Raw genomic sequence first — 19,093 nt, 5'->3', positions numbered from 1 at the left:
GGAACAGAACCGTGACGAAGTGGCCGCAGCCATGCCAGCAAGCGGCAGGCCAACCGGAAAGTGCTTTTAATTCAACAGATTGAGTGAATCGTCATGGTTTCCGGCCCGGCAGGAATCGCTTCATGGACGGGCCGACCCGGCAGGAATTGCCGGCCTTGCGCTGGCCCGCACCTGTCAAAACCGCTATAGAACGCCCAAATCCTCGGGCTCTCCAGCCCGAACCCGACCGGAACCCTGATGACCGCCTCCCTCAACTCGCTCGACATCGCCAAGCCGCCATCGGCGACGCGCGTCGTCGCGGCCATGTCGGGCGGGGTTGATTCCTCGGTCGTGGCGGCGCTGCTGAAGCGCCAGGGCTACGACGTCGTCGGCGTCACGCTGCAGCTCTACGACCATGGCGCCGCCGTGCACCGCGCTGGGGCCTGCTGCGCCGGCCAGGACATCCACGACGCCCGCCGCGTCGCCGAGGCGATCGGCATCCCGCATTACGTGCTCGACTATGAGAGCCGCTTCCGCGACGCGGTGATCGAGCGCTTCGCCGAGAGCTATCTCGCCGGCGAGACGCCGATCCCCTGCGTCGAGTGCAACCGCACCGTGAAGTTCCGCGACCTGCTCGGCCTCGCCCGCGAGCTCGGCGCCGATGCGCTCGCCACCGGCCACTACGTCGCCAGCCGCGATCTCGGCACCGGCCATCGCGGCCTGTTCCGTGCCGCCGATGAGAGCCGCGACCAGAGCTATTTCCTCTATGCGACGACGCAGGAGCAGCTCGATCTGCTGCGCTTTCCGTTGGGGGGCCTCGACAAGGCCCAGACCCGGGCGCTCGCCGCGGAGTTCGGCCTCGCCATCGCCGACAAGCCCGACAGCCAGGACATCTGCTTCGTGCCGAACGGTCGCTATGCCGAGGTGATCGAGCGCCTGAAGCCGGGCGCTGCCCGCCCCGGCGCCATCGTCCATCTCGACGGCCGCGTCCTCGGCGAGCACGAGGGCGTGCTGCGCTACACTGTCGGCCAGCGCAAGGGCCTCGGCATCAGCAGCGCCGAGCCGCTCTATGTCGTCGCCCTCGATGCGCAGAACGCCCGCGTCATCGTCGGCCCGCGCGAGGCCTTGAGCGTTGCCCGCGTCGACCTGCGCGATCTCAACTGGATCGGCGATATCGCCCTCACCGATCTGCCGCCCGAGGGCATCGAGGTCGCCGTCCGCGTCCGCTCGACCCGCGCGCCGCGCGAGGCCCGCCTGCTCGCCGACGACAAGGGCGTGCATGTCCTGTTGGCGCAGGGCGAGGAGGGCGTCTCGCCCGGCCAGGCCTGTGTAATCTACGACCATGCCGGCAGCGGAGCCCGCGTGCTCGGCGGCGGCGTCATCATGGCCAACCGGGCGCCCCGCCCAGCGCCGCAGCCCGAGCCCGCCTACGCCATCTCATGACGACGACGAACGGTCTCGACGCGCAGAGGCGCGTCTATGCGGTCTGGGCGAAATTCTACGACCGGATCTATCAGGGCCTGCTCGCCCGCGCCCAGCGCGAGGCGGTGGCGGCGGCCTGCGCCAGCGGCCGCGACATCCTTGAGATCGGCGTCGGCACCGGCCTGACCCTGCCCTATTTCGAGCGCGACAAGCAGGTCGTCGGCGCCGACCTCTCGCTCGACATGCTGCGCGTCGCCCGAGGCAAGGTGCTGAGCCAGGGCCTGACCCATGTCCGCGGACTGATGGTGATGGACGCCTGCCGGCTCGGCTTCGCCGATCGCTCCTTCGACGCGGTCACCGCCCAGTTCGTCATCACGCTCGTGCCCGATCCCGAGCAGGCGCTCGCCGAAATGGACCGGGTGCTGCGCCCGGGCGGCGAGATCGTGATCTCCAGCCGCCTCATCGACGATGGCGGCTTCGCCGCGCCGTTCTGGAAGGCGGTCGCACCGCTGGCGAAGGCGATCGGCTGGAGCAGCGATTTCAAGGTCTCGCGCCTGACCGACTGGGCCGCTAGCACCGGCCGTTACGAGACCGTCCATGTCGGCCAGGGCTATTTCAAGGTGGTCAGGCTGAGGAAGCTGAGCTGATCGGCACCATCAAGGCTTGACGCCGATGCCTGCCGCCCCCTATATCCGCGCCGTCGCGATTGACCGCCGTTCACGGCGCGTCGCCATCGGGGCGGGGTAGCTCAGCTGGTTAGAGCAGCGGAATCATAATCCGCGTGTCGGGGGTTCGAGTCCCTCTCCCGCTACCATCTCTTGTCTTGAACCTCCGATCATGTTCGAGGCTTTGACATCAAGCGATTTTTGGAAAGCGTCGCACGCCTGCGGATTGTGAGACATCTCACAGGGATGTCTCACACCGATTTCTCTCGTTTCCGAGGCTTCGCGTAGCCCGCTCCTCCCATCTCTCCCGCCGTGAAGGCGGCCGCTATTATCTTCAAATACGACTGAGACCGCTTACGCCTTGTTCATCCAGCCGCTTAGAGCATTTCCGCAATTCTTCCAATCGCGGAATGGCTCTAGGTCCTTGTTTTATCGCATTTTCTTCACGCGAACCGGTGTCCACTTCGCTCGAAAATGCTCTAGAGTATCGGACGCTTAATCGGACGCATATTCTGCGTGGATGAAGAGTTATCTGCATTCGACTGCTGTGAAGATGGCGCAGATGTCTCCGACGGCTTTCCAGAGGGTGTCGAATGTTCGGGCGGCTTTGGTCCGCAGATGGGCCTTGAGTTTTGCGAAGGCCATCTCGATCGGATTGAGACCGGGACTATAGGGCGGCAGGAAGAGGAACCAAGCGCCCCTTTCGGCGAGGCATTTGGCCGCGCGGGCGCTCTTGTGGACGGCGAGATTGTCGAGGATGACGATATCGCCCTTCGACAGCGTGGGTGCGAGCTGGATTTCGACATAGAGGTCGAAGGGGATGCGATCCATCGCCTTGTCGACGATCCACGGCGCGGTCAGGCCGTGGCAGCGCAGGCCTGCGATGAAGCTCTGTGTGCGCCAGTGTCCGAAGGGGGCCGACGCCGGCAACCTCTCGCCGCGGAGGCTGCGGCCGCGCAGCCGGACCATCTTGGTGGTAACCGCGGTCTTGTCGATGAAGACGAGCCGATGAGGTTCGAGCCGCATCAGCGGCTGGCGGCGTGTGATCCAGAGATGGCGCTGCTCAGCAATGTCCGCGCGTGCGCGTTCCGATGCCATCAGCGCTTTTTTTATATGTGAAGCCCAGCCGGCACAGGAAGCGCCGACAGAACCGCCGGCGCCGCGCCGACACCCGTCGCCGCGACCAGCCGGGCCGCCAGCTCGGGCATCGTGATGTCGGGCGTCGCCTCGGCCTGCGCCACCAGGAAGGCACCATGCGTATCCAATCGGCTGCCGGTCGGGCGGCCCTGGCGTGCGGGATGCAGCGTCTTCAGCTTGCTCGCCCGCTGAAGCAGCTTGACCGCAAAACTCTCGCTCACGCCGAAATGGCGCGCCGCCGCACGACGCGAATGACCCGCCTCGACGAAGCCCGCAACCCGTTCACGAAGATCGTTCGAATAGCTGCGACCCATGATCCACCTCCGAAAACGGTGAATCACAAAGCAGCACCAAACGGAATCCCAACGAGTCCGATTTCAGGTCCGATGGTCTAGGTCTGGCATCGGCTCCGGCAAATGGACTTTTTTTGCTCCCCGACACCCGCCGCTGGGACGATTGATCTAGCGAAACTACCGAGCTCGCCGACGTGTCAGCGTGACCCGCATCATGGTGCTTCATGGCTGAAGCTTGCGACAGGCCAGATGTCCGCGGTGACCAAAAGCGCTCGCGGATACCGCCTGGAAACCTTGATTGTGCACTGCCAGGCAACAGCCTCAGGCAACATTACGGAACTCACTGACCTCTCCACAGTTCTCCCGGCAGTCCCGCCAGTCGCGCCACCCGGAGAACAGCTATGGACGACATCATCTATCTGGTCGGCCTCGTGGTCGTGGTCATGGCGATCCTCTCCTTCTTCGGCCTGCGATAGGAGCGTGCCATGGCAACCGAAACTGACGTCGTCGTCGTTGCTCCGACCCAATCTGCCTCGCGCTCCGGCTCCTATCTTGAATGGAGCGCGATCTTCGGTGGTGCAGCCCTTGCTGCGGCCATCACCACCCTTTTCACGACATTCGGCTCGGCGATCGGCCTCTCGCTCGTATCGTTCGAACCTTCGCGATCGGCTGGAGTCACCGCGCTGGCCATTGCCGGAGCCCTATGGGCGCTTTGGGTGAGCGTCACAGCCTCGGCGGCCGGTGGCTATCTCGCCGGCCGGATGCGGCGTCCAGCCGCCGATGCCAGCCTGCACGAGCGGCATGTGCGTGACGGTTCGCACGGCCTCGTCGTCTGGGCCGTGGGAGCGCTGCTCATCGCTGGCCTTGCGGCGTCGTCCGTCGCCGGTCTCGCGAGAACGGCTGCTACGGGAGTTGCCGCCGCTACGACGGCCGCCGGCGCGGCGCTCAGCCAACAGCCGGATCCCCTCGCAACCGCGGCCGACACGTTGACCCGTTCGACGGGCGCCGAACCCGTATCACAGGCAGAGCGCGACGAAGCCTCGCGCATTCTGGTGCGCAGTCTCGCGAATGGCCAGCTCGATCAAGCAGATCGCTCCTATATTGCGAGCCGGATGGCGACCCGGATGAACATCGCCCAGCCCGAGGCTGAGAAGCGCATCGACGACGCCTTTGCTCGCCTCAATCAGGCGAAGGAGACCGCCAAGCAGGCTGCCGAACGCGCCCGCAAGATCGGCGTTCTCTCCGCGTTCCTGACGGCGGCGGCCTTGTTGGTGGGGGCGGCGGCAGCCTGGATGGCGGCCCAGCTCGGCGGCAAGCACCGTGACGAAGAACTCGATCTCACGGCCCTCTGGGGGCCGCGCTGAAGCAGAACAAAAGGAGCTCATCATGCGTGATGGACACGGCAATCCACTCAGCCCCGAACAGGAAGCGACGGTGAAATCCCGCCAACCGGCACAGCAGGATGCGAAGGGTCAGTTTGCGCCCTCCCAGGCGAAACCCAATCCAGATGGGCTGGTCAGCGCCAACCCAGTCGTCCTCTCCGGGGATGGCGACGCGACGCCCGGAAACGGTCATGGCCGTGATCGGGACCAGAGCAAACCGCGCTCAGGTTGATCGGCGAGCGATCGATGGCGGTGCCGACGATACTCGTCCTACCCTTCGAGGAGCGCGGGTTGATCCCGAACAATCCGCGCTTCCCGGCTCTCGTCTACCAGCAGGCTTTCCGGCCTGATCAGGCCGATCTCGCCGCCACGATGGAACAGCGCTTTGAGGCAAATGGCTGGCCTCCGGCCTGGCGCAACGGCATCTTCGACTTCCATCACTATCACTCGAAAGGCCATGAGGTCCTCGGCATTGCGAGAGGCTCAGCCGAGCTGGCCTTAGGCGGCGAAGGCGGCCGGGAGCTTAACGTCCGCGCCGGAGATGTGCTTCTGCTGCCCTCCGGCACGGGTCATCGCCGGCTCAGCGCTAGCAGCGACTTCCTCGTCGTCGGCGCCTATCCTCCAGGGCAAAGCGGGGACATTCTCCGCGATCCGCCGACGGTGGAGGCCCGGACTGCGATCAGCCGATTGGCAAGGCCTCCGACTGATCCTGTGTCCGGTCGCGACGGGCCAATGGTCCAGCACTGGAGCGACGGGCTCTAAGAACAGCGTCAAAGCTGCTCACGTCCGACCCGGACCAAAAAGCTGATCAGGCGCGATCGAGATGACACCCGGTTCACGACGGCGCTCCGCCTGGTTTTGTCGGTCCAGCTGGATCGCGGCCCGGAGCAAGCCGCCAGGCACGATCATATCCTGCAGGAGCAGCCAGGCTACGCAATCGACGCTCCGGCCCGACAAGCTTGCGAGCGCATTCAGCATGTCGCCTTCACTCATCTGTAGAAGGAAACGTTCCTTCAACGCTTTGCCGCTCGGAGGAGCACGGGTGTTCAGCAAAGCGACGTGATTGACCAGTTCCGTAGAATGATGGCTCATCGCGCCCTCCTAAAGCAGGCGGATAACGCAGCAGAGGCCGACTGGTTCTCTATTTGCCGCCGCTTCTCACCGTTCGGCGAAAAAATTCCGCAGTGCTCGCGCAACAGCCTCTGGCGCCTCTTCTGCCATGTGGTGGCCGCTGGCGATGGCATGCCCTCGGCGATCGGGCGCCCAGGGGCGCCAGACATCGAGCACATCCCCATAGAGTTCGGGCAGATCATCGCGCTCGGACCAGAGACAGAGCAGCGGGCATCGCAAAGTTCGACCCTGCTTGCGGTCAGCTTCGTCGTGAAAGCGATCGATCGCGGGTCCCGCGCGATAGTCTTCGAGCATGCCGTGGACTGTATCTGGATCCTTAATGGCTGCTAGGAAATCTGCGTAGTTCTCTGACCCCATGGACGCGGGATCACCGCCATACCATGCTACTGCGTCGGCGAGGATCGCTCGCTCGGGCTTGTCTGGCTGGCAGAAGAAGAACCAGTGCCACCAGAGCCGGGCGAACTTTTCAGTGCAGCGTTCCAGGGCCTCGAGGATCCGGTACGCCGTCCATCACGGCCAGTCGCTGCACCGCGTCGGGGTGATCCATCGCCAGTCGAAAAGCCGTGTACGAGCCCCGATCATGGCCAGCGATATGGAAACGCCCGAAACCTAACCGCGCCATTAACTCCAGGCAGTCCCGCGCCTTCGCGCGCTTCGACGAGCCGGCATGGCGCGGCATTTCAGGGGGATGTGAGGATTTCCCGAAGCCTCGCAGGTCGGGACAAACGACGTGGAAATCAGTGGCCAGCAAAGGAGCGACCCGATGCCAGGTCGCATGTGTACGCGGATGCCCGTGCAGGAGCAGCAAGGGCTCGCCCTTGCCGCGGTGCCGCACACGCAATGTGGCCTCGCTCAGCTCTATGACCTCAATGGCGAAGCCTTCAAACATTCACATCCGTTCGTTCAAATCGATTCCGAAATTCTGCGCCAGCTCGGCGCCAGTTAGCGGTCCTGCTGGTGACCCTGATGGGTCGCGTTGATTTTGGTGTTTCCTTGCTGGCCTTGCGAAGTGGCGTTTGACGGCCGATCGCTCGGCTCGGCCCTGTGGGGATCCTTGCTTTGATGCCCCGGCTCGCCAGGTCCTTTATCACTTCGGTTCGCCGGTGGGATCGGGGCTGTTTGCTCATGATGACCTCATATCTTCAAGGGCAACGAGCAGCCGCGACGAGGGTTCCGCCGATTTGCCGCTTTATCCGGCTCAATTGGGCGGGTTCGGCTTGACCGGCGCGACCTGGAGGTCGGTCGGGCTCTTGGGCGCGTCTCTGGGATCGACCTGTCCCGACTGGCGCTCTCGCAGCGTCTCAGCATGATGAAGATTGAAGCCGATGAACAGCGCCACCACCATTGTCGCCAATATCGACACAGCAATCGCCGCGGCATTCCCGGCCCGCCGAGGCGGACGAGGATTGTCAGCCATCACCTTCATCCCCAAAAAATTGACTTTCGACAAGAACTTGCGCGAGGCCTCGTCGTTCCAAATTCTCGCTTACAGACGCGAATAGGAGCTTTAGCGAATAGCGATCGCGGCTGCGGAACTTCGCGCGCGGCTCAAGTGTTGTCCGCGAAACGCCATCGCGGGAGCCGTCATGCCGACACCAAACGACCTCGAAGCCAAACTCTGGAAGGCTCTTCGTTCCGACATGACCGTCATGCTTGGGCTCGAAAGAGCAACAGACAATCTGATGCGACCGATGACGGTGCAGATCGATGGCGATGCCGATCACGGGCCGCTTTGGATCTTCTCTGCTAACGATACCGAATTGGTGAAGGCGCTGGCGGGAGGCGAGAACGCCTTCATATCATTTGCCGACAAAGGGCATAACCTCTTCGCCAAGATCAACGGCACCCTGGCGCTCGACAATGATCGCGCAGTCATTGATCGGCTGTGGAATCGCTTCGTTGCGGCCTGGTATGAGCACGGTAAGGAAGATCCCAAGCTCGCGCTACTGCGATTCGATCCGCACCAGGCGGAGATCTGGGAGAACGAATGGAGCTTAATCGCGGGCATCAAGCTCTTGTTCGGCTCCGATCCCAAGAAGGACTACGCCGACAAGACCGCCAATGTGCGGCTCGACTGACCAGCCATGTGCACTCACCGTCGCAATGCTGAGCGCGAGACATGATCAAGACCATACTCAATAGCGTCGCGACTGCATGGATGGCGCGCGATGCGGAGCGCGGCGATCTCCCTGAGGGGATGTCGGTTCCATTGACGCTGCTCGCGGCGAGGCTGCCAGCGCCGATCCTCGTTGTTGGAGCGATCGGCTACGGTCTCTATCAGCTGAACATGGAGACGCGGGCGCGCCGGGCCAAGGATGTCACGCCGAAACGTCGGCCTACAGCCCCGCGGAAACCTTCAGGCCGAGATCGGCGAGGCAGCCGCGACAAACCTCGCAGCTGACGAGCCGCCACAGCCACTGGCACCTCAGCTCTTTTGGGTGCGCGTCCGATCAGGCAAAGCGTCGATTGCTTCGTCCGCTCCCTGATCCTTGTGGAACACACCTTCGCGTAAGACCTTCCGCGCGGCCTCGTCCTTCCTTTTGGGGTCGGTCCGGATGGGCGTTGTCTGCGGCGTCGCCTCAAGGCCGATGTCCTTGGGCTTTTTGCCAGCATTCTTGGCGCTGGCGGCAAAGGTGGCGAGGGCTTCCGGTTGCTTGGCCATGGCATTTCCTCCGATTGTGATTGCAACCGGAGGGCAAGCTGGTTGTTCCTCGTCTTGGGACGGCCACCAACCGTCGGCTGGGGATACAAGCGGTAGAGGCGGCCTACTCGGCCTTGAGATTCTCTGCAGATGACTTGCCGGACCGCTTGTCCGCTACGACCTCATAAGAAATCTTCTGGCCTTCGAGCAGCTCGCGAAGGCCAGCCCGCTGCACCGCGCTGATATGCACGAACACGTCCTGCCCACCATCATCGGGCTGAATGAAGCCGAAACCCTTCGTCGTGTTGAACCATTTTACCGTGCCGGTCGCCATTCCTGCCTCCTCATCGGGAGCGCCAGCATGACCGCCATGGTCGCGGAGGGCAATCGCCCGGCCACCGTTTTTTATGTTCTTAAAACTCTGTCATTTGCTATTGCGCGCTTCACGCATCCCGGCCATGGAGGCCGGCCCGCAGAGACGTGTTGATGCCTATTTCCCAAGCGCAGTTTCTCAGATCTAACCTCATTCTGCTCGCCGGTGCGGGGATTGCGCTGCTGGTCATCGTCATCGCAGCCTTCTGGCTGACCCGGGCTTCGGAACGCCAGTTTGACGAGGTGGTCGCCTTCCGCGAGACGCGCAGCGCAACGGCTGACCTTCTCTCGCTTGCGCAGGACGCCGAGACCGGCCAGCGCGGCTATCTGCTGTCGCGCGACGCTGCTTATCTTCGCCCCTACACCGATGCGATTGCCCGGTTCGAGCCGACACTGCAGCGCCTCAAGGCATCGGCTGGAGCGGCCGAGCTGGCGCAGGCCGAGGTCTCCCGGCTGGAGGGCGCGCTGCGTGGCAAGCTGACGGAACTGGCACAAACAATTGCCGTAGCGGAGCGTGGCGCCTGGGACGATGCGCTCGCCACGGTCAGGCAGGGCTCGGGCCGCAACCTGATGGATGACGTTCGTGTCGGACTTGGCAGCATTATCGCGCAATCCGAGCAACGGCTTCAACGGGCGATCGCCGGCCAAGAAACGGCATCGACGCGGCTGCGCTGGACCATCACGCTCGGCGCGCTCGTCATCATTTTGTTCGCGGCCGCTGCATTCTGGACTATCGTGCGCTATACGCGCGAGATCATCGCCGCTCGATCCGAGGTCACGGCCCTCAACATCGGGCTCGAACAGCGCGTGCAGCAGCGTACCGAAGCGCTCACCCGGGCCAATGAAGAAATCCAGCGCTTCGCCTATATCGTGACGCACGATCTGCGGGCGCCGCTCGTCAACATCATGGGTTTCACGAGCGAGCTCGAAGCGACTGCGGCGCCGATCAAAGCCTATTTTGATGCCGGCGAAGCGGCGACCCCGGCAGCGCTTGAGGAAGCCCGCATCGCTGTCGATGCGGACCTGCCGGAAGCGATCAGCTTCATCCGCTCCTCGACGCGAAAGATGGATGGGCTGATCAACGCCATCTTGAAGATCTCGCGCGAAGGCAAGCGCGTTCTGCGCGCCGAAGCGATCGACCTTCCTGCCGCGCTGCAGGCCGCTGCGGCAGCCGTGCACCATCAGGCGAGCGAGAATGGCGACGGCATCACCGTCGAATCTCCGCCGCTGAAGATTCGCAGCGATCGGCTGTCGATCGAACAGATCTTCGGTAACCTCCTAGACAATGCGATAAAGTACCGGTCACCGAAGCGCGAGCTCAAAGTGGTCATGCGCGCGAAGCGGGAGAAATCGGGCTGGGTCGTCATCGAGGTCGAAGACAATGGCCGCGGCATCGCACCGACCGATCACGAACGGATCTTTGAGCTCTTTCGTCGATCGGGTGCGCAGGACAAGCCGGGCGAAGGCATCGGCCTGGCGCATGTCCGGACTATCGTTCGCAATCTCGGCGGCGACATCACCGTCAGCTCCGAACTGGACGCTGGCACGACCTTTTCGATCTTGTTGCCGCCTGATCTCAGCGCGGTTCAGCGGAGTACCGCCACATGAGCAATGCAAAGCCGGTTTCGATCGTCATGATCGAGGATGACGAGGGTCATGCTCGCCTTATCGAGAAAAACATCCGCCGTGCGGGTGTGAACAATGAGATCATCCCATTCCAGAACGGCACGGACGCCCTGGCGTTCCTGTTCGGAGCGGATGGGGCCGGCGAAGCCAGCTCGCGCCGGCAGTTGCTCATCCTGCTCGATCTGAACCTGCCGGACATGGCCGGCGTCGACATCCTGGAGAAGGTCAAGGCGAACCAGCATACGCGCCGCTCGCCGGTCATCGTTTTGACCACGACCGATGACAGCCGTGAGATCCAGCGCTGCTACGATCTGGGTGCGAACGTCTACATCACCAAGCCCGTCGACTACGAAGGCTTCGCCAACGCCATCAAGCAGTTGGGGTTGTTCTTCTCGGTGATGCAGGTTCCGGAAACCGAATGATCCAGTCAGTGGCGACGCGGTAATGCCCAACCGCATCATCAAGGCTCTCTATATCGACGACGACGCTGCCCTGGGGCGGCTCGTGCAACGCATTCTTGGCCGCCGCGGCTATCAGGTCGATCACGTCACAACCGCGGAAGCTGGGCTTGTGCGTCTGGCAGACGGCGACATCGACGTTGTCATTCTCGACCATGATCTCGGCACGACCTCGGGCCTCACCGTCCTCGAGGGTCTGAGAGCACGCGAGCAGGCGCCTCCGGTGGTCTACGTCACGGCCTCGACCGAGCTTTCCATCGCGGTCCAGGCGCTCAAGGCTGGCGCCGTCGACTATGTCGTGAAGGCGATCGGCGACGACTTTGAAGTGCTGCTGGTGGCTGCGCTGGAACAGGCTGTCGAACGCGCCCGGCTGATGCGGGCAAAGGAAGAGGCCGAGCTGGAGGTTCGCCAGGCCAAGGACCGGGCCGAGATGCTGCTGGCTGAGGTCAATCATCGCGTAGCCAACAGCTTGGCGCTGGTCGGCTCGCTAGTCCGGATGCAGGCCGGCGCCGTGAAGGAGCCTGGAGCCAAGGCAGCGCTGGCGGAAACGCAGGCGCGCATCACCGCCATCGCGAACCTGCATCGCAGTCTTTACACCTCGACAGACGTCCAGCAGGTCGACCTAGCGGCCTACCTAGACACACTCGTCGGCGAATTGGGCAACTCGATCACGGCCTCAGGCAGGACGCCCATCGTCAAGCTCGACGCCGAGCCCGTGTCGATCAAGACGGACCGGGCCGTCTCGGTCGGCATGATCGCGACGGAACTGGTCACCAACGCCCTGAAATATGCCTACCCGGTTGGAGAGGGCGAGGTTCGCGTCAGCGTTTCGCGAACGCCGTCCAATCAGATCATGCTCAGCGTCGCGGACGATGGCGTCGGCTGGACCGGTGACGGGACGGCAAAGGGGAGCGGGCTCGGTGCCAAGATCATCGCCGCGATGTCGAAAAGCCTCGGCTCGACCCTCGAATATCGCAGCCAGCCGATCGGCACGCTGGCATCCATCACGTTCGACGAAAAGCTGGGATAGGGATGGGACAATGCACGGCGAACGAATGACCGTCAGCATCGTTCTAGAGATTGATCGCGAGCGCCAGCGCCAAGTTGAGCGCCAAGGCCAGGTAGATCCAGAACTCCAACGAAACGCCAAACCGCATCGGATCGTCCCTCACTGGTCGCGAAGAAATTCCGCATCAATCCGATCGTTCCGCGTCCCCCGGTATTTGATGCAAATGCCGGGAATGTTGGTGAACGTTTTGTTGCCATTGCCCGCGATGGGACCTGCCAGAATGCTTGAGCTCGTGTCGCCGTGCACGCGACAGGCGGGCGTAACATGAACTGGATAACGATCGCGGGTTCGGTTGCCGCGCTTTGCTCGATGATCAGCTTCGTGCCGCAAGCTTGGCGTATCGTCAAAAGCCGCGACACCGGCTCGATCTCTCCGGTGATGTACAGCTTCACAGTGTCTGGTTTCGCGCTTTGGACGCTCTACGGGATCGGGCTGGGCGAGTGGCCTTTGATCGTGACCAATAGTGTCTGCCTTCTGCTGGCATCCTTCATCCTGCTGATGACTCTCCTGCCGCAGGCGAAAAAGGACGCGATGGCTGATACGGTGGATCCTGACGCGTGAGATCGAGGGCCCATGGACAAGGACCACTATCTGGAGAGGCTCGTTCGGAAGCTCGAAACGAACTCGCCCTTGCAGTCCGAGGAGCGAGACCAACTGCTTCGACTGCCGCTGGTCCTCAAGCAGTTCGAAGCTGGCCATGACATCGTCAGCGAAGGGGAGCGGACCAAGAACTGCTGCCTCGTCGCCGAAGGCTTGGTTTGCCGGTACAAGATCGTGGGCGACGGGCAGCGCCAGATCCTCTCCCTGCATCTCCCAGGCGATATTCCCGATATCCACTCGCTCCTCATTGAGCAGATGGACCACAATCTGGGAACCCTCACCGCCGCGACCGTTGGCTTCATTCCTCATGAGGCAGTCCGCATCCTAACCCGATCTTACTACCGGATTGCTGAAGCGTTCTGGCGCGAGACACTTGTGGAAGCCGCCATCTACCGGGAATGGATGGTCGGTATCGGCCGGCGCTCGGCACCGAGCCGGATCGCCCATTTGTTCTGTGAGTTCATCACCAAGATGACTGCGATCGGCCTGTCAGATGGAAAAACCTGCGAGCTGCCGTTGACGCAGCCGGAAATCGCCGACGCGCTTGGTCTGTCCACCGTCCACATGAACAAGAAGCTGCGCGAGATTCGGCAGGCGGGGCTTGTGCGCGTACGCTCAAATAAGCTGACCATCCTGGACTGGAAAGGCCTGTGCCAACTGGCTGAATTCGACCCGGATTATCTGCATCTACGGGAAGCCAGTTCCAAAAAGTGAGGCGCGGCTGGAACACCGGACGGCGAGCCGCATTTGACAGGCATGCCCCGGTACTTCTTTCACACGCGCGATGGCGACCATATCGAATTGGACGACGAGGGCACAGAGCTGCCCAATGATCAAGCCGCCAAGAACGCTGCGAAGGAGCTGCTTTCCGGCCTGAACCGCGAAAAGCTTCCCAATGGCGATCACATGGAGCTTGCGGTCGTCGTAAAAGACTCGGCCGGCGCAAAAATTTATACGGTGACCTTGAATCTTGATGGGCACTGATCGCTTGCACTGTCCTTTCATTTGGCCGCGATCGTCGACGGTCGTCCTCAATCACCTCTAGCGACCAGTTTCCCGGGCGCAGATGGAACTTCTGCTGCCTGCTGCCGTTATTCAGGGCAATTAGCTAACTATCTGCCATATAAGGAGATTTCGATGCGCAACGTGGTTCTCGCGTCGCTTTTGTGCGCCTGCATGTCGGCAGCCGCCACCGCCCAAACGTCGACGACAGCGCCGACACCATCACCCAACGCCCCGGCCGACGCCAACGCCCCGCTTCCCGGCGCCAACAGTTTCACCGAAGGCCAGGCCAAGAGCCGTCTCGAGGCGAATGGCTACACGAGCGTCAGTGAACTGAAGAGGGACGACAACGGCGTTTGGAAGGGGACTGCGACGCATTCCGGCGCCCAAGTGACCGTCTCGGTCGACTACCGCGGCAACATCACCCGCAACTGACTTTAGCCTTTCGAGTTAAGAGGAGGAGAATTCTCATGCGTACAGTCACCCGTTCCTATGAGAGTTACGACATCGCCCGACGGGTCGTCGAAGAATTGCAATCGGCCGGGGTTCCAGCGGCCGACATCAGTCTGATCGGCCGGCATGAGAGCGCAGACAACAGCAACGCCGGTGAGGGTGCAGGTATCGGCGCTGCGCTTGGCGGTGCGGCAGGCCTCCTGGCGGGGCTCGGCTTGCTCGCGATACCTGGCATTGGTCCAGTCGTCGCGGCGGGTTGGCTGGCGTCAACGGCCGCCGTTGCCGCAGCAGGTGGCGTCACCGGAGGCCTCATCGGTGCGTTCACCACCGCCGGCGAGGACGAGGACAGCGCCAACTATTACGCCGAAACAGTGCGGCGTGGCGGAACCGTGGTGTCCGTCAAGGCGCATGAGGACCAGGCACCGGCTGCCGAAGCGATTATGGACGGTGCCACGCCGATCGATCGCGATGCGCGGCTCACTGATTATCGGAATGAGGGCTGGACGCGCTTCGACGAGCGCGGAGAACCCTATCGGCCTCTGATCTGAGCGACCTTCGGAGCAAATTGACAGCCCCGTCGGCTCGCGCCGGCGGGGTTTCTATCTGTCTAGACCGCGGCCGCCGCTACCTTGGCGCATGGAGGCGATCAGGATCTTCCGCTGCGGCGACGCGAACGCGTTCCTTATCATCGGCGTGCTGCTCGGCGGCTGGGTCGGGGAAGTGATCTACCTATCCGGTGCCCGCACTCGCATAAGGCGGCTCTGGTTTCTGACTGGCACGGTTGTGGGTGTTTTCGCAGGAAGCGCCAGCTACTGGTCCTTGAATGGCAGCTGTCCATAGTACTCTCTCGGCCCACGCCCCGAGGGCTCATTTGCGGCACGGAACAGCGCGGTGTCCCAGTCGTTCCTTCGTTTCCAGAGTCGAGGAGGAAACCACGGACCATTCCAAGCACGTGCGCCTATCCGCCAGCGAGCTCACCGCCGACACTCTTGACGGCGCGACGATCTATGGCCCAGGCGACGAAGATCGGATCGGTCTCGCATATCCACGGTGCACGGATGAGCGCCCAGGTCGTGATCGATGTCGGCGGCATCGGCGCGAGGCCCGTGGCCGTTTCGGTGAGCGAGCTCGACTTCATGCGTGACGAGGACGGCGAGGTTCACGCGCTCACCAGCTGGACCAAGGACCAGCTGAAGGCGATGCCTGAGCAGATCGATCCGTAGCGGAATCCAAAGTTCGTAGTGATCCGCCCGGTCTCGCTTCGCAGGGCCGGGCCGTTCTGTCTTTGGACGTTGACGTCGTGGGGTTCGGCTGCGCCGAATGAGTGAGCCGCGATGACCTGAGATCCTGATCTTCCTCCAGATTTGAGTAGAGTCCGTCCCTCACGGAGACGGACGATGCGCCCCTCACGATTCACGGAAGAGCAGATTATCGGGATGCTGAAGGAGCAGGAGGCTGGAGCTGCGACAGCGGATGTCTGCCGCAAGCACGGCCTCTCTTCGGCAACCTTCTACAAGTTCAAGGCGAAGTATGGCGGGATGGACGTGTCGGATGCGCGTCGACTGAAGACCCTCGAGGACGAGAACGCCCGCCTCAAGAAGCTGCTGGCCGAACAGATGCTCGACAACGCGATCCTGAAGGATGTCGCCGCAAAAAAATGGTGACGCCCGATGCGAAGCGGAAGGCGGTGTCTCATGCCTGCACGGTGCATGCGGTGAGCCAGCGTCGGGCGTGCCTGGCCTTGACGATCGACCGCTCGACGGTGCGCTACACGAGCTCCCGGCCGGACGATGCCCTGCTGCGCGAGGCGATGAAGGCCGTGGCAGGAGAGCGCCGGCGGTTCGGCTACCGCAGGATCCACATCATGCTGGACCGCCAGGGCATCGTGATGAACCAGAAGAAGCTGCGACGGCTCTATCGCGAGGAGAAGTTGCAGGTGCGCCGGCGTGGCGGCCGCAAACGGGCATTGGGCTCGCGCAGGCCCATGCTCGTGCCTGATCGGGCCAATGCGCGATGGAGCCTCGATTTTCTGTCCGACACGATCTCGGACGGTCGCCGCTTCAGAGTGCTCGCCATCGTCGACGACTACACGCGCGAGTGCCTGGCACTCGTCGCCGACACCTCACTCTCGGGCCTGCGCGTGGCCCGGGAACTGGATGGCGTCATTCGGCTGCGCGGCCGGCCGGGGACGATCGTGTCCGACAACGGCACCGAGTTCACCTCGATGGCGATCCTGCGCTGGTGCCAGGAGACCGGCGTCGCGTGGCACTACATCGCCCCCGGCAAGCCGACGCAGAATGCCTTCGTCGAGAGCTTCAACGGACGCTTCCGGGACGAGTGCCGCAACGACACGCTGTTCTCGACGCTCGTCGAGGCCCGCAGCGCCATCGCCGCATGGAAAGAGGACTACAACCGCCACAGACCACACTCGGCCCTCGGCAACATAACGCCCGCCGAGTTCGCCCTCAAATCCGCGCTGGAAGAACAGGCCGCCTGAGGCCAGAAATGAAACCCAGGACTCTCCCTCAGACCGGAGGAGAAAAGGGTCTCAGGTCACACTTCACGTCGGTGACGTGAAGTAGCAGGGCCGGCTTCCGTGGCATGGCCTCCTCCGATGGCCGTCATCAAAAATAGCACTGTACCCGGCGCCCAGAGGACGCCGGGCAGTTCTTCAGGCGCGGCCTTGCGAGCCTTCCCGGTAGGCCGCGGTAAAGGCCGCTACGTCCGGCGCCAGAATGCCGTATTTCTCCGCCAGCGTCGCGAAGATGCCGCGAACGGTCTCCGCTTCCACTTCGCCGCGCATAGCGGCAAGACAAGATTTTATCGCGAAGTTGTGGGCTGGATCGCGCTTGCTCGGCGGCCAGTCGACCAGGAACATGTAGGCCTCCATGACTGACGAAATCGCCGCTGGATGACCTAGCCCGACGAGTATTACAACCGGGCGTTCAAAGTGTTCGGCATTCATCGTTCTTGGCCCCGGGGGATCAGATCTCGAACGCTCATAGCAGTCCTCCTTGCGTTCAAAAGTACGAAGCGCCTGGCGCCGGGCTTCTCGCCCAGCGCCCGACGTCAGCCTTCAAGCGGCCTCTGCTCAGGCTGCGCGCTTGCCGGTTTCGATCTGCGGCCGATCGGCCTTCGGCAGTGCGGTGCCGGTGGCGATCTCGATCCGGCGCGGCTTCATCTCCTCGGGCAGCTCGCGCTTCAGATCGACCGTCAGCAAACCGTTCTCGAGGTTGGCGACCACGACCTTGACGTGGTCCGCAAGCTCGAAGCGGCGCTGGAAGGCGCGCTCGGCGATGCCGTGATGCAGATATTGGCCATTGTCCTGGCCGGCCTTCTGCCCGAACACCATCAGCATGTTCGGCTCATGCGTGATCGTGAGCTCGTCCTGCGAGAAGCCGGCCACGGCCATCGTGATGCGATAGTCGTCGTCACCGGTCTTGACGATGTCGTAGGGCGGCCAGTTACCGGCCGGGTCCAGCCGGCTCGCAGCTTCGAGCGCGCCGAATATGCGGTCGAAGCCAATACTTGACCGATACAGGGGAGAAAAATCGAAGACGGTTCTCATAGCCACATCCTCCATTGAGCAACATGGGTACAAGTCGGCCATTCCGAGGTCTCACCGACGCCGGCTTGACCGGCCGATCCCATAAGAGGCGATCGGCAATTATCGATTTGGATCAGATCAACCGGTGTTCAAGAGGGTCGGCGACATTTTTGACGCATCGTTCGATGGCTCGGACAACGACGTCGCACGAGGGCCCCCCGAGCGCTGGCACCCTTGAAGCCGGAACTGCCCCGCCGAAAGCTCGGCGGGGTCTGGATCATGTCAGGATGATCGCGAGGATGAATCCGCTCGCAACGACGAGCATCGCAAGTGCAACGAACCGAGCCAGGCTGGCCTTGTCCAAAGGTCGCCTGCTCCGGATGAGTTCGACAGCGGACATCTGCACCTCCATGCTCACATGGAGAGGAGGTCGCCGGGCGCCGTCTGCCTGCTCGTCCTCCCGGCGCCGAGCTGCCTGCCACTCTCGCCGTGATCGAGCGATGTGAGTGCGTCCATCACTTCGTCGAAGCCGATCGGCTGGGCTGCGAAGGGTGGGTGTCGCAGCGCGGGACATGAGTCCACGGCGCAGGCATCGGATGCCCAGGACGACAGGATCGCCCGCTTTTCCGAGTTCGGAAGCGTATCGTCGAGCAGGACATCATGCGGGCGCTCATAGAACCGACTTGGGTGCAAAAGCCGGTCAAGCGCTGCGTCGTCCGTGTCCGGACGAGCCGGCGGCACGATCGCGGTCAATGGCTGGCTCATCGATTGTCCTCCAAAAAGCTCCTTTCAGTTGCTGCGCGAGGCACGCGAGATGAATTTGGGTCCCGTAGGGAAAGCTTCAAGAGGTTCGAGCGGCGCCTCCTTACTGCAGCCGGAACTCGCCGCTCACCGCGCTGAGGTCGGCGGGGCCGATCAGGTCCTTATGGGCCACTGTGATGCGGAACAGCTTGCCGTCGAGCTTGGCCTGCCAGAAGGCGAGGAACTTGTTGAGCTCGGGAAAGCGCGGGGCGAGGTCGTAGTCCTGCCAGATATATTCCTGCAGGATCGATGGGTGGTCGGGCAGGCGATAGAGGATGCCGGCGGTGGTCAGGCCATAGCCCGCGATCTGACGGGCAAAATCAGTGGAAGCCATTCCTTTTCAGCTCCGTGGTTGCGCTGCTCATGGCAGCGCAAATCCAATGCGCCCGCAAGTCGAAAAGTTCCGGTTAGGTCTACAAATTCAAGATGTTAGCACTCGCTCGAAAAAAGTGCTGCCAGCCTCTTGAAGGCGAAAATGGGGCAACCTAGATCATCGCGCGGGCACGGCGCCTCAG

The 19,093-nt window shown here is 62.8% G+C and carries 25 protein-coding genes, 1 tRNA gene and 3 pseudogenes; 18 read left to right on the top strand and 11 right to left on the bottom strand.

Annotated elements, in window-relative coordinates:
- The first annotated feature begins 237 nt into the window (after positions 1 to 237).
- From mnmA to BMZ69_RS10475, 3 genes are all read left to right on the top strand, one after another.
- Complete coding sequence (gene mnmA, locus BMZ69_RS10485) at positions 238 to 1,422, top strand: tRNA 2-thiouridine(34) synthase MnmA (RefSeq protein WP_092156576.1); 1,185 nt, start codon at positions 238 to 240, stop codon at positions 1,420 to 1,422.
- Positions 1,419 to 2,048 carry a class I SAM-dependent methyltransferase gene (locus BMZ69_RS10480; RefSeq protein WP_092156575.1) on the top strand — a complete coding sequence of 210 codons (630 nt, stop codon included), beginning with the start codon at positions 1,419 to 1,421 and terminating at the stop codon, positions 2,046 to 2,048. Before mnmA ends, BMZ69_RS10480 begins: the two co-directional genes overlap by 4 nt.
- A gap of 90 nt (positions 2,049 to 2,138) precedes the next feature.
- Positions 2,139 to 2,215 (top strand) — tRNA-Met (locus BMZ69_RS10475).
- A gap of 379 nt (positions 2,216 to 2,594) precedes the next feature.
- Here the strand turns inward: BMZ69_RS10475 and BMZ69_RS10470 are convergent.
- Positions 2,595 to 3,517: pseudogene (locus BMZ69_RS10470) on the bottom strand (IS630 family transposase).
- Positions 3,518 to 3,981: 464 nt separating this feature from the next.
- Here BMZ69_RS10470 and BMZ69_RS10465 point away from each other — a divergent pair.
- From BMZ69_RS10465 to BMZ69_RS10455, 3 genes are read left to right on the top strand one after another with little or no spacing between them, the layout of a single operon-like run.
- Complete coding sequence (locus BMZ69_RS10465; RefSeq protein WP_092156574.1) at positions 3,982 to 4,860, top strand: hypothetical protein; 879 nt, start codon at positions 3,982 to 3,984, stop codon at positions 4,858 to 4,860.
- Positions 4,861 to 4,882: 22 nt separating this feature from the next.
- On the top strand, positions 4,883 to 5,110 hold the full coding sequence (locus BMZ69_RS31085; RefSeq protein WP_139219026.1) for a hypothetical protein: 228 nt from the start codon (positions 4,883 to 4,885) through the stop codon (positions 5,108 to 5,110).
- Between the two features lie 14 nt (positions 5,111 to 5,124).
- Positions 5,125 to 5,640 (top strand): cupin, encoded by a 516-nt coding sequence (locus BMZ69_RS10455; RefSeq protein WP_092156572.1) that lies wholly within the window; start codon positions 5,125 to 5,127, stop codon positions 5,638 to 5,640.
- A gap of 18 nt (positions 5,641 to 5,658) precedes the next feature.
- Here BMZ69_RS10455 and BMZ69_RS10450 read toward each other — a convergent pair whose 3' ends face one another.
- From BMZ69_RS10450 to BMZ69_RS31080, 3 genes and pseudogenes are all read right to left on the bottom strand, one after another.
- Positions 5,659 to 5,970, bottom strand: coding sequence for a hypothetical protein (locus BMZ69_RS10450; RefSeq protein WP_092156571.1), 312 nt, complete (start codon positions 5,968 to 5,970; stop codon positions 5,659 to 5,661).
- A gap of 66 nt (positions 5,971 to 6,036) precedes the next feature.
- Positions 6,037 to 6,898: pseudogene (locus BMZ69_RS10445) on the bottom strand (alpha/beta hydrolase).
- A 309-nt stretch (positions 6,899 to 7,207) separates the two neighbouring features.
- Positions 7,208 to 7,459: a hypothetical protein gene (locus tag BMZ69_RS31080; RefSeq protein WP_139219025.1), complete on the bottom strand. Its 252-nt coding sequence runs from the start codon at positions 7,457 to 7,459 to the stop codon at positions 7,208 to 7,210.
- A 136-nt stretch (positions 7,460 to 7,595) separates the two neighbouring features.
- Here BMZ69_RS31080 and BMZ69_RS10440 point away from each other — a divergent pair, with 136 nt between their 5' ends.
- Complete coding sequence (locus BMZ69_RS10440) at positions 7,596 to 8,087, top strand: pyridoxamine 5'-phosphate oxidase family protein (protein ID WP_092156570.1); 492 nt, start codon at positions 7,596 to 7,598, stop codon at positions 8,085 to 8,087.
- A 41-nt stretch (positions 8,088 to 8,128) separates the two neighbouring features.
- Positions 8,129 to 8,410 carry a hypothetical protein gene (locus BMZ69_RS31075; protein WP_139219024.1) on the top strand — a complete coding sequence of 94 codons (282 nt, stop codon included), beginning with the start codon at positions 8,129 to 8,131 and terminating at the stop codon, positions 8,408 to 8,410.
- Positions 8,411 to 8,434: 24 nt separating this feature from the next.
- Here the strand turns inward: BMZ69_RS31075 and BMZ69_RS10435 are convergent, their stop codons facing one another.
- Both BMZ69_RS10435 and BMZ69_RS10430 read right to left on the bottom strand, forming a co-directional pair.
- The gene (locus tag BMZ69_RS10435) at positions 8,435 to 8,671 is read right to left on the bottom strand and encodes a hypothetical protein (RefSeq protein WP_092156569.1); all 237 of its coding nucleotides are present in this window, start codon (positions 8,669 to 8,671) and stop codon (positions 8,435 to 8,437) included.
- Between the two features lie 103 nt (positions 8,672 to 8,774).
- Positions 8,775 to 8,984, bottom strand: coding sequence for a cold-shock protein (locus tag BMZ69_RS10430; protein WP_092156568.1), 210 nt, complete (start codon positions 8,982 to 8,984; stop codon positions 8,775 to 8,777).
- 152 nt (positions 8,985 to 9,136) lie between these two features.
- On the opposite strand from BMZ69_RS10430, the gene BMZ69_RS10425 reads away from it, so the two are divergent.
- The 10 genes and pseudogenes from BMZ69_RS10425 (at position 9,137) to BMZ69_RS10375 (ending at position 16,727) form a co-directional block, all read left to right on the top strand.
- On the top strand, positions 9,137 to 10,630 hold the full coding sequence (locus BMZ69_RS10425; RefSeq protein ID WP_092156567.1) for a sensor histidine kinase: 1,494 nt from the start codon (positions 9,137 to 9,139) through the stop codon (positions 10,628 to 10,630).
- On the top strand, positions 10,627 to 11,070 hold the full coding sequence (locus BMZ69_RS10420; RefSeq protein WP_244543305.1) for a response regulator: 444 nt from the start codon (positions 10,627 to 10,629) through the stop codon (positions 11,068 to 11,070). The genes BMZ69_RS10425 and BMZ69_RS10420 overlap by 4 nt, the downstream gene beginning before the upstream one ends.
- Before the next feature lie 22 nt (positions 11,071 to 11,092).
- Positions 11,093 to 12,136, top strand: coding sequence for a sensor histidine kinase (locus BMZ69_RS10415; RefSeq protein WP_092156566.1), 1,044 nt, complete (start codon positions 11,093 to 11,095; stop codon positions 12,134 to 12,136).
- 303 nt (positions 12,137 to 12,439) lie between these two features.
- Positions 12,440 to 12,736, top strand: a complete 297-nt coding sequence (locus BMZ69_RS10410; protein WP_092156565.1) for a SemiSWEET family sugar transporter — start codon at positions 12,440 to 12,442, stop codon at positions 12,734 to 12,736.
- Between the two features lie 12 nt (positions 12,737 to 12,748).
- Positions 12,749 to 13,489, top strand: a complete 741-nt coding sequence (locus tag BMZ69_RS10405) for a Crp/Fnr family transcriptional regulator (protein ID WP_092156564.1) — start codon at positions 12,749 to 12,751, stop codon at positions 13,487 to 13,489.
- 33 nt (positions 13,490 to 13,522) lie between these two features.
- A complete protein-coding gene (locus tag BMZ69_RS10400) occupies positions 13,523 to 13,759 on the top strand; it encodes a DUF6894 family protein (protein ID WP_175506751.1) in 237 nt (78 codons plus the stop codon).
- Positions 13,760 to 13,912: 153 nt separating this feature from the next.
- Positions 13,913 to 14,212 carry a PepSY domain-containing protein gene (locus tag BMZ69_RS10395; protein ID WP_092156562.1) on the top strand — a complete coding sequence of 100 codons (300 nt, stop codon included), beginning with the start codon at positions 13,913 to 13,915 and terminating at the stop codon, positions 14,210 to 14,212.
- Between the two features lie 35 nt (positions 14,213 to 14,247).
- Positions 14,248 to 14,778: a hypothetical protein gene (locus BMZ69_RS10390; RefSeq protein WP_092156561.1), complete on the top strand. Its 531-nt coding sequence runs from the start codon at positions 14,248 to 14,250 to the stop codon at positions 14,776 to 14,778.
- Between the two features lie 404 nt (positions 14,779 to 15,182).
- Positions 15,183 to 15,453 (top strand): annotated as a pseudogene (locus BMZ69_RS10380) (PRC-barrel domain containing protein).
- A 174-nt stretch (positions 15,454 to 15,627) separates the two neighbouring features.
- Positions 15,628 to 16,727 (top strand): IS3 family transposase gene (locus tag BMZ69_RS10375; RefSeq protein ID WP_244543304.1). Its coding sequence is split into 2 segments (ribosomal slippage): positions 15,628 to 15,889 and positions 15,889 to 16,727, totalling 1,101 coding nucleotides; the frame shifts between segments, so codons are not numbered across the junction.
- A gap of 174 nt (positions 16,728 to 16,901) precedes the next feature.
- On the opposite strand, the gene BMZ69_RS10370 is transcribed toward BMZ69_RS10375, so the two are convergent.
- From BMZ69_RS10370 to BMZ69_RS10355, 5 genes are all read right to left on the bottom strand, one after another.
- On the bottom strand, positions 16,902 to 17,195 hold the full coding sequence (locus BMZ69_RS10370) for a DUF982 domain-containing protein (protein WP_092156558.1): 294 nt from the start codon (positions 17,193 to 17,195) through the stop codon (positions 16,902 to 16,904).
- A 126-nt stretch (positions 17,196 to 17,321) separates the two neighbouring features.
- Positions 17,322 to 17,798, bottom strand: a complete 477-nt coding sequence (locus tag BMZ69_RS10365; protein WP_092156557.1) for an Hsp20 family protein — start codon at positions 17,796 to 17,798, stop codon at positions 17,322 to 17,324.
- Positions 17,799 to 18,054: 256 nt separating this feature from the next.
- Entirely contained in the window at positions 18,055 to 18,177 is a 123-nt protein-coding gene (locus BMZ69_RS32360) for a hypothetical protein (RefSeq protein ID WP_280142081.1), read from the bottom strand.
- Positions 18,178 to 18,191: 14 nt separating this feature from the next.
- On the bottom strand, positions 18,192 to 18,542 hold the full coding sequence (locus BMZ69_RS10360) for a hypothetical protein (RefSeq protein ID WP_092156556.1): 351 nt from the start codon (positions 18,540 to 18,542) through the stop codon (positions 18,192 to 18,194).
- A 100-nt stretch (positions 18,543 to 18,642) separates the two neighbouring features.
- Positions 18,643 to 18,912, bottom strand: coding sequence for an usg protein (locus BMZ69_RS10355; RefSeq protein WP_092156555.1), 270 nt, complete (start codon positions 18,910 to 18,912; stop codon positions 18,643 to 18,645).
- Between the last annotated feature and the right edge of the window lie 181 nt (positions 18,913 to 19,093).

The organism is Allobosea sp. CRIB-10 (assembly GCF_900112185.1).
Classification (GTDB): Bacteria; Pseudomonadota; Alphaproteobacteria; order Rhizobiales; family Beijerinckiaceae; genus Allobosea.
This window is presented reverse-complemented; position numbering and strand designations above follow the sequence as displayed.

Coding starts and splice junctions, on each gene's coding strand:
- mnmA (WP_092156576.1), top strand. CDS start 238: ATGACCGCCTCCCTCAACTCGCTCGACATCGCCAAGCCGCCATCGGCG.
- BMZ69_RS10480 (WP_092156575.1), top strand. CDS start 1,419: ATGACGACGACGAACGGTCTCGACGCGCAGAGGCGCGTCTATGCGGTC.
- BMZ69_RS10465 (WP_092156574.1), top strand. CDS start 3,982: ATGGCAACCGAAACTGACGTCGTCGTCGTTGCTCCGACCCAATCTGCC.
- BMZ69_RS31085 (WP_139219026.1), top strand. CDS start 4,883: ATGCGTGATGGACACGGCAATCCACTCAGCCCCGAACAGGAAGCGACG.
- BMZ69_RS10455 (WP_092156572.1), top strand. CDS start 5,125: ATGGCGGTGCCGACGATACTCGTCCTACCCTTCGAGGAGCGCGGGTTG.
- BMZ69_RS10450 (WP_092156571.1), bottom strand. CDS start 5,970: ATGAGCCATCATTCTACGGAACTGGTCAATCACGTCGCTTTGCTGAAC.
- BMZ69_RS10440 (WP_092156570.1), top strand. CDS start 7,596: ATGCCGACACCAAACGACCTCGAAGCCAAACTCTGGAAGGCTCTTCGT.
- BMZ69_RS31075 (WP_139219024.1), top strand. CDS start 8,129: ATGATCAAGACCATACTCAATAGCGTCGCGACTGCATGGATGGCGCGC.
- BMZ69_RS10435 (WP_092156569.1), bottom strand. CDS start 8,671: ATGGCCAAGCAACCGGAAGCCCTCGCCACCTTTGCCGCCAGCGCCAAG.
- BMZ69_RS10430 (WP_092156568.1), bottom strand. CDS start 8,984: ATGGCGACCGGCACGGTAAAATGGTTCAACACGACGAAGGGTTTCGGC.
- BMZ69_RS10425 (WP_092156567.1), top strand. CDS start 9,137: ATGCCTATTTCCCAAGCGCAGTTTCTCAGATCTAACCTCATTCTGCTC.
- BMZ69_RS10420 (WP_244543305.1), top strand. CDS start 10,627: ATGAGCAATGCAAAGCCGGTTTCGATCGTCATGATCGAGGATGACGAG.
- BMZ69_RS10415 (WP_092156566.1), top strand. CDS start 11,093: ATGCCCAACCGCATCATCAAGGCTCTCTATATCGACGACGACGCTGCC.
- BMZ69_RS10410 (WP_092156565.1), top strand. CDS start 12,440: ATGAACTGGATAACGATCGCGGGTTCGGTTGCCGCGCTTTGCTCGATG.
- BMZ69_RS10405 (WP_092156564.1), top strand. CDS start 12,749: ATGGACAAGGACCACTATCTGGAGAGGCTCGTTCGGAAGCTCGAAACG.
- BMZ69_RS10395 (WP_092156562.1), top strand. CDS start 13,913: ATGCGCAACGTGGTTCTCGCGTCGCTTTTGTGCGCCTGCATGTCGGCA.
- BMZ69_RS10390 (WP_092156561.1), top strand. CDS start 14,248: ATGCGTACAGTCACCCGTTCCTATGAGAGTTACGACATCGCCCGACGG.
- BMZ69_RS10370 (WP_092156558.1), bottom strand. CDS start 17,195: ATGAATGCCGAACACTTTGAACGCCCGGTTGTAATACTCGTCGGGCTA.
- BMZ69_RS10365 (WP_092156557.1), bottom strand. CDS start 17,798: ATGAGAACCGTCTTCGATTTTTCTCCCCTGTATCGGTCAAGTATTGGC.
- BMZ69_RS32360 (WP_280142081.1), bottom strand. CDS start 18,177: ATGTCCGCTGTCGAACTCATCCGGAGCAGGCGACCTTTGGACAAGGCC.
- BMZ69_RS10360 (WP_092156556.1), bottom strand. CDS start 18,542: ATGAGCCAGCCATTGACCGCGATCGTGCCGCCGGCTCGTCCGGACACG.
- BMZ69_RS10355 (WP_092156555.1), bottom strand. CDS start 18,912: ATGGCTTCCACTGATTTTGCCCGTCAGATCGCGGGCTATGGCCTGACC.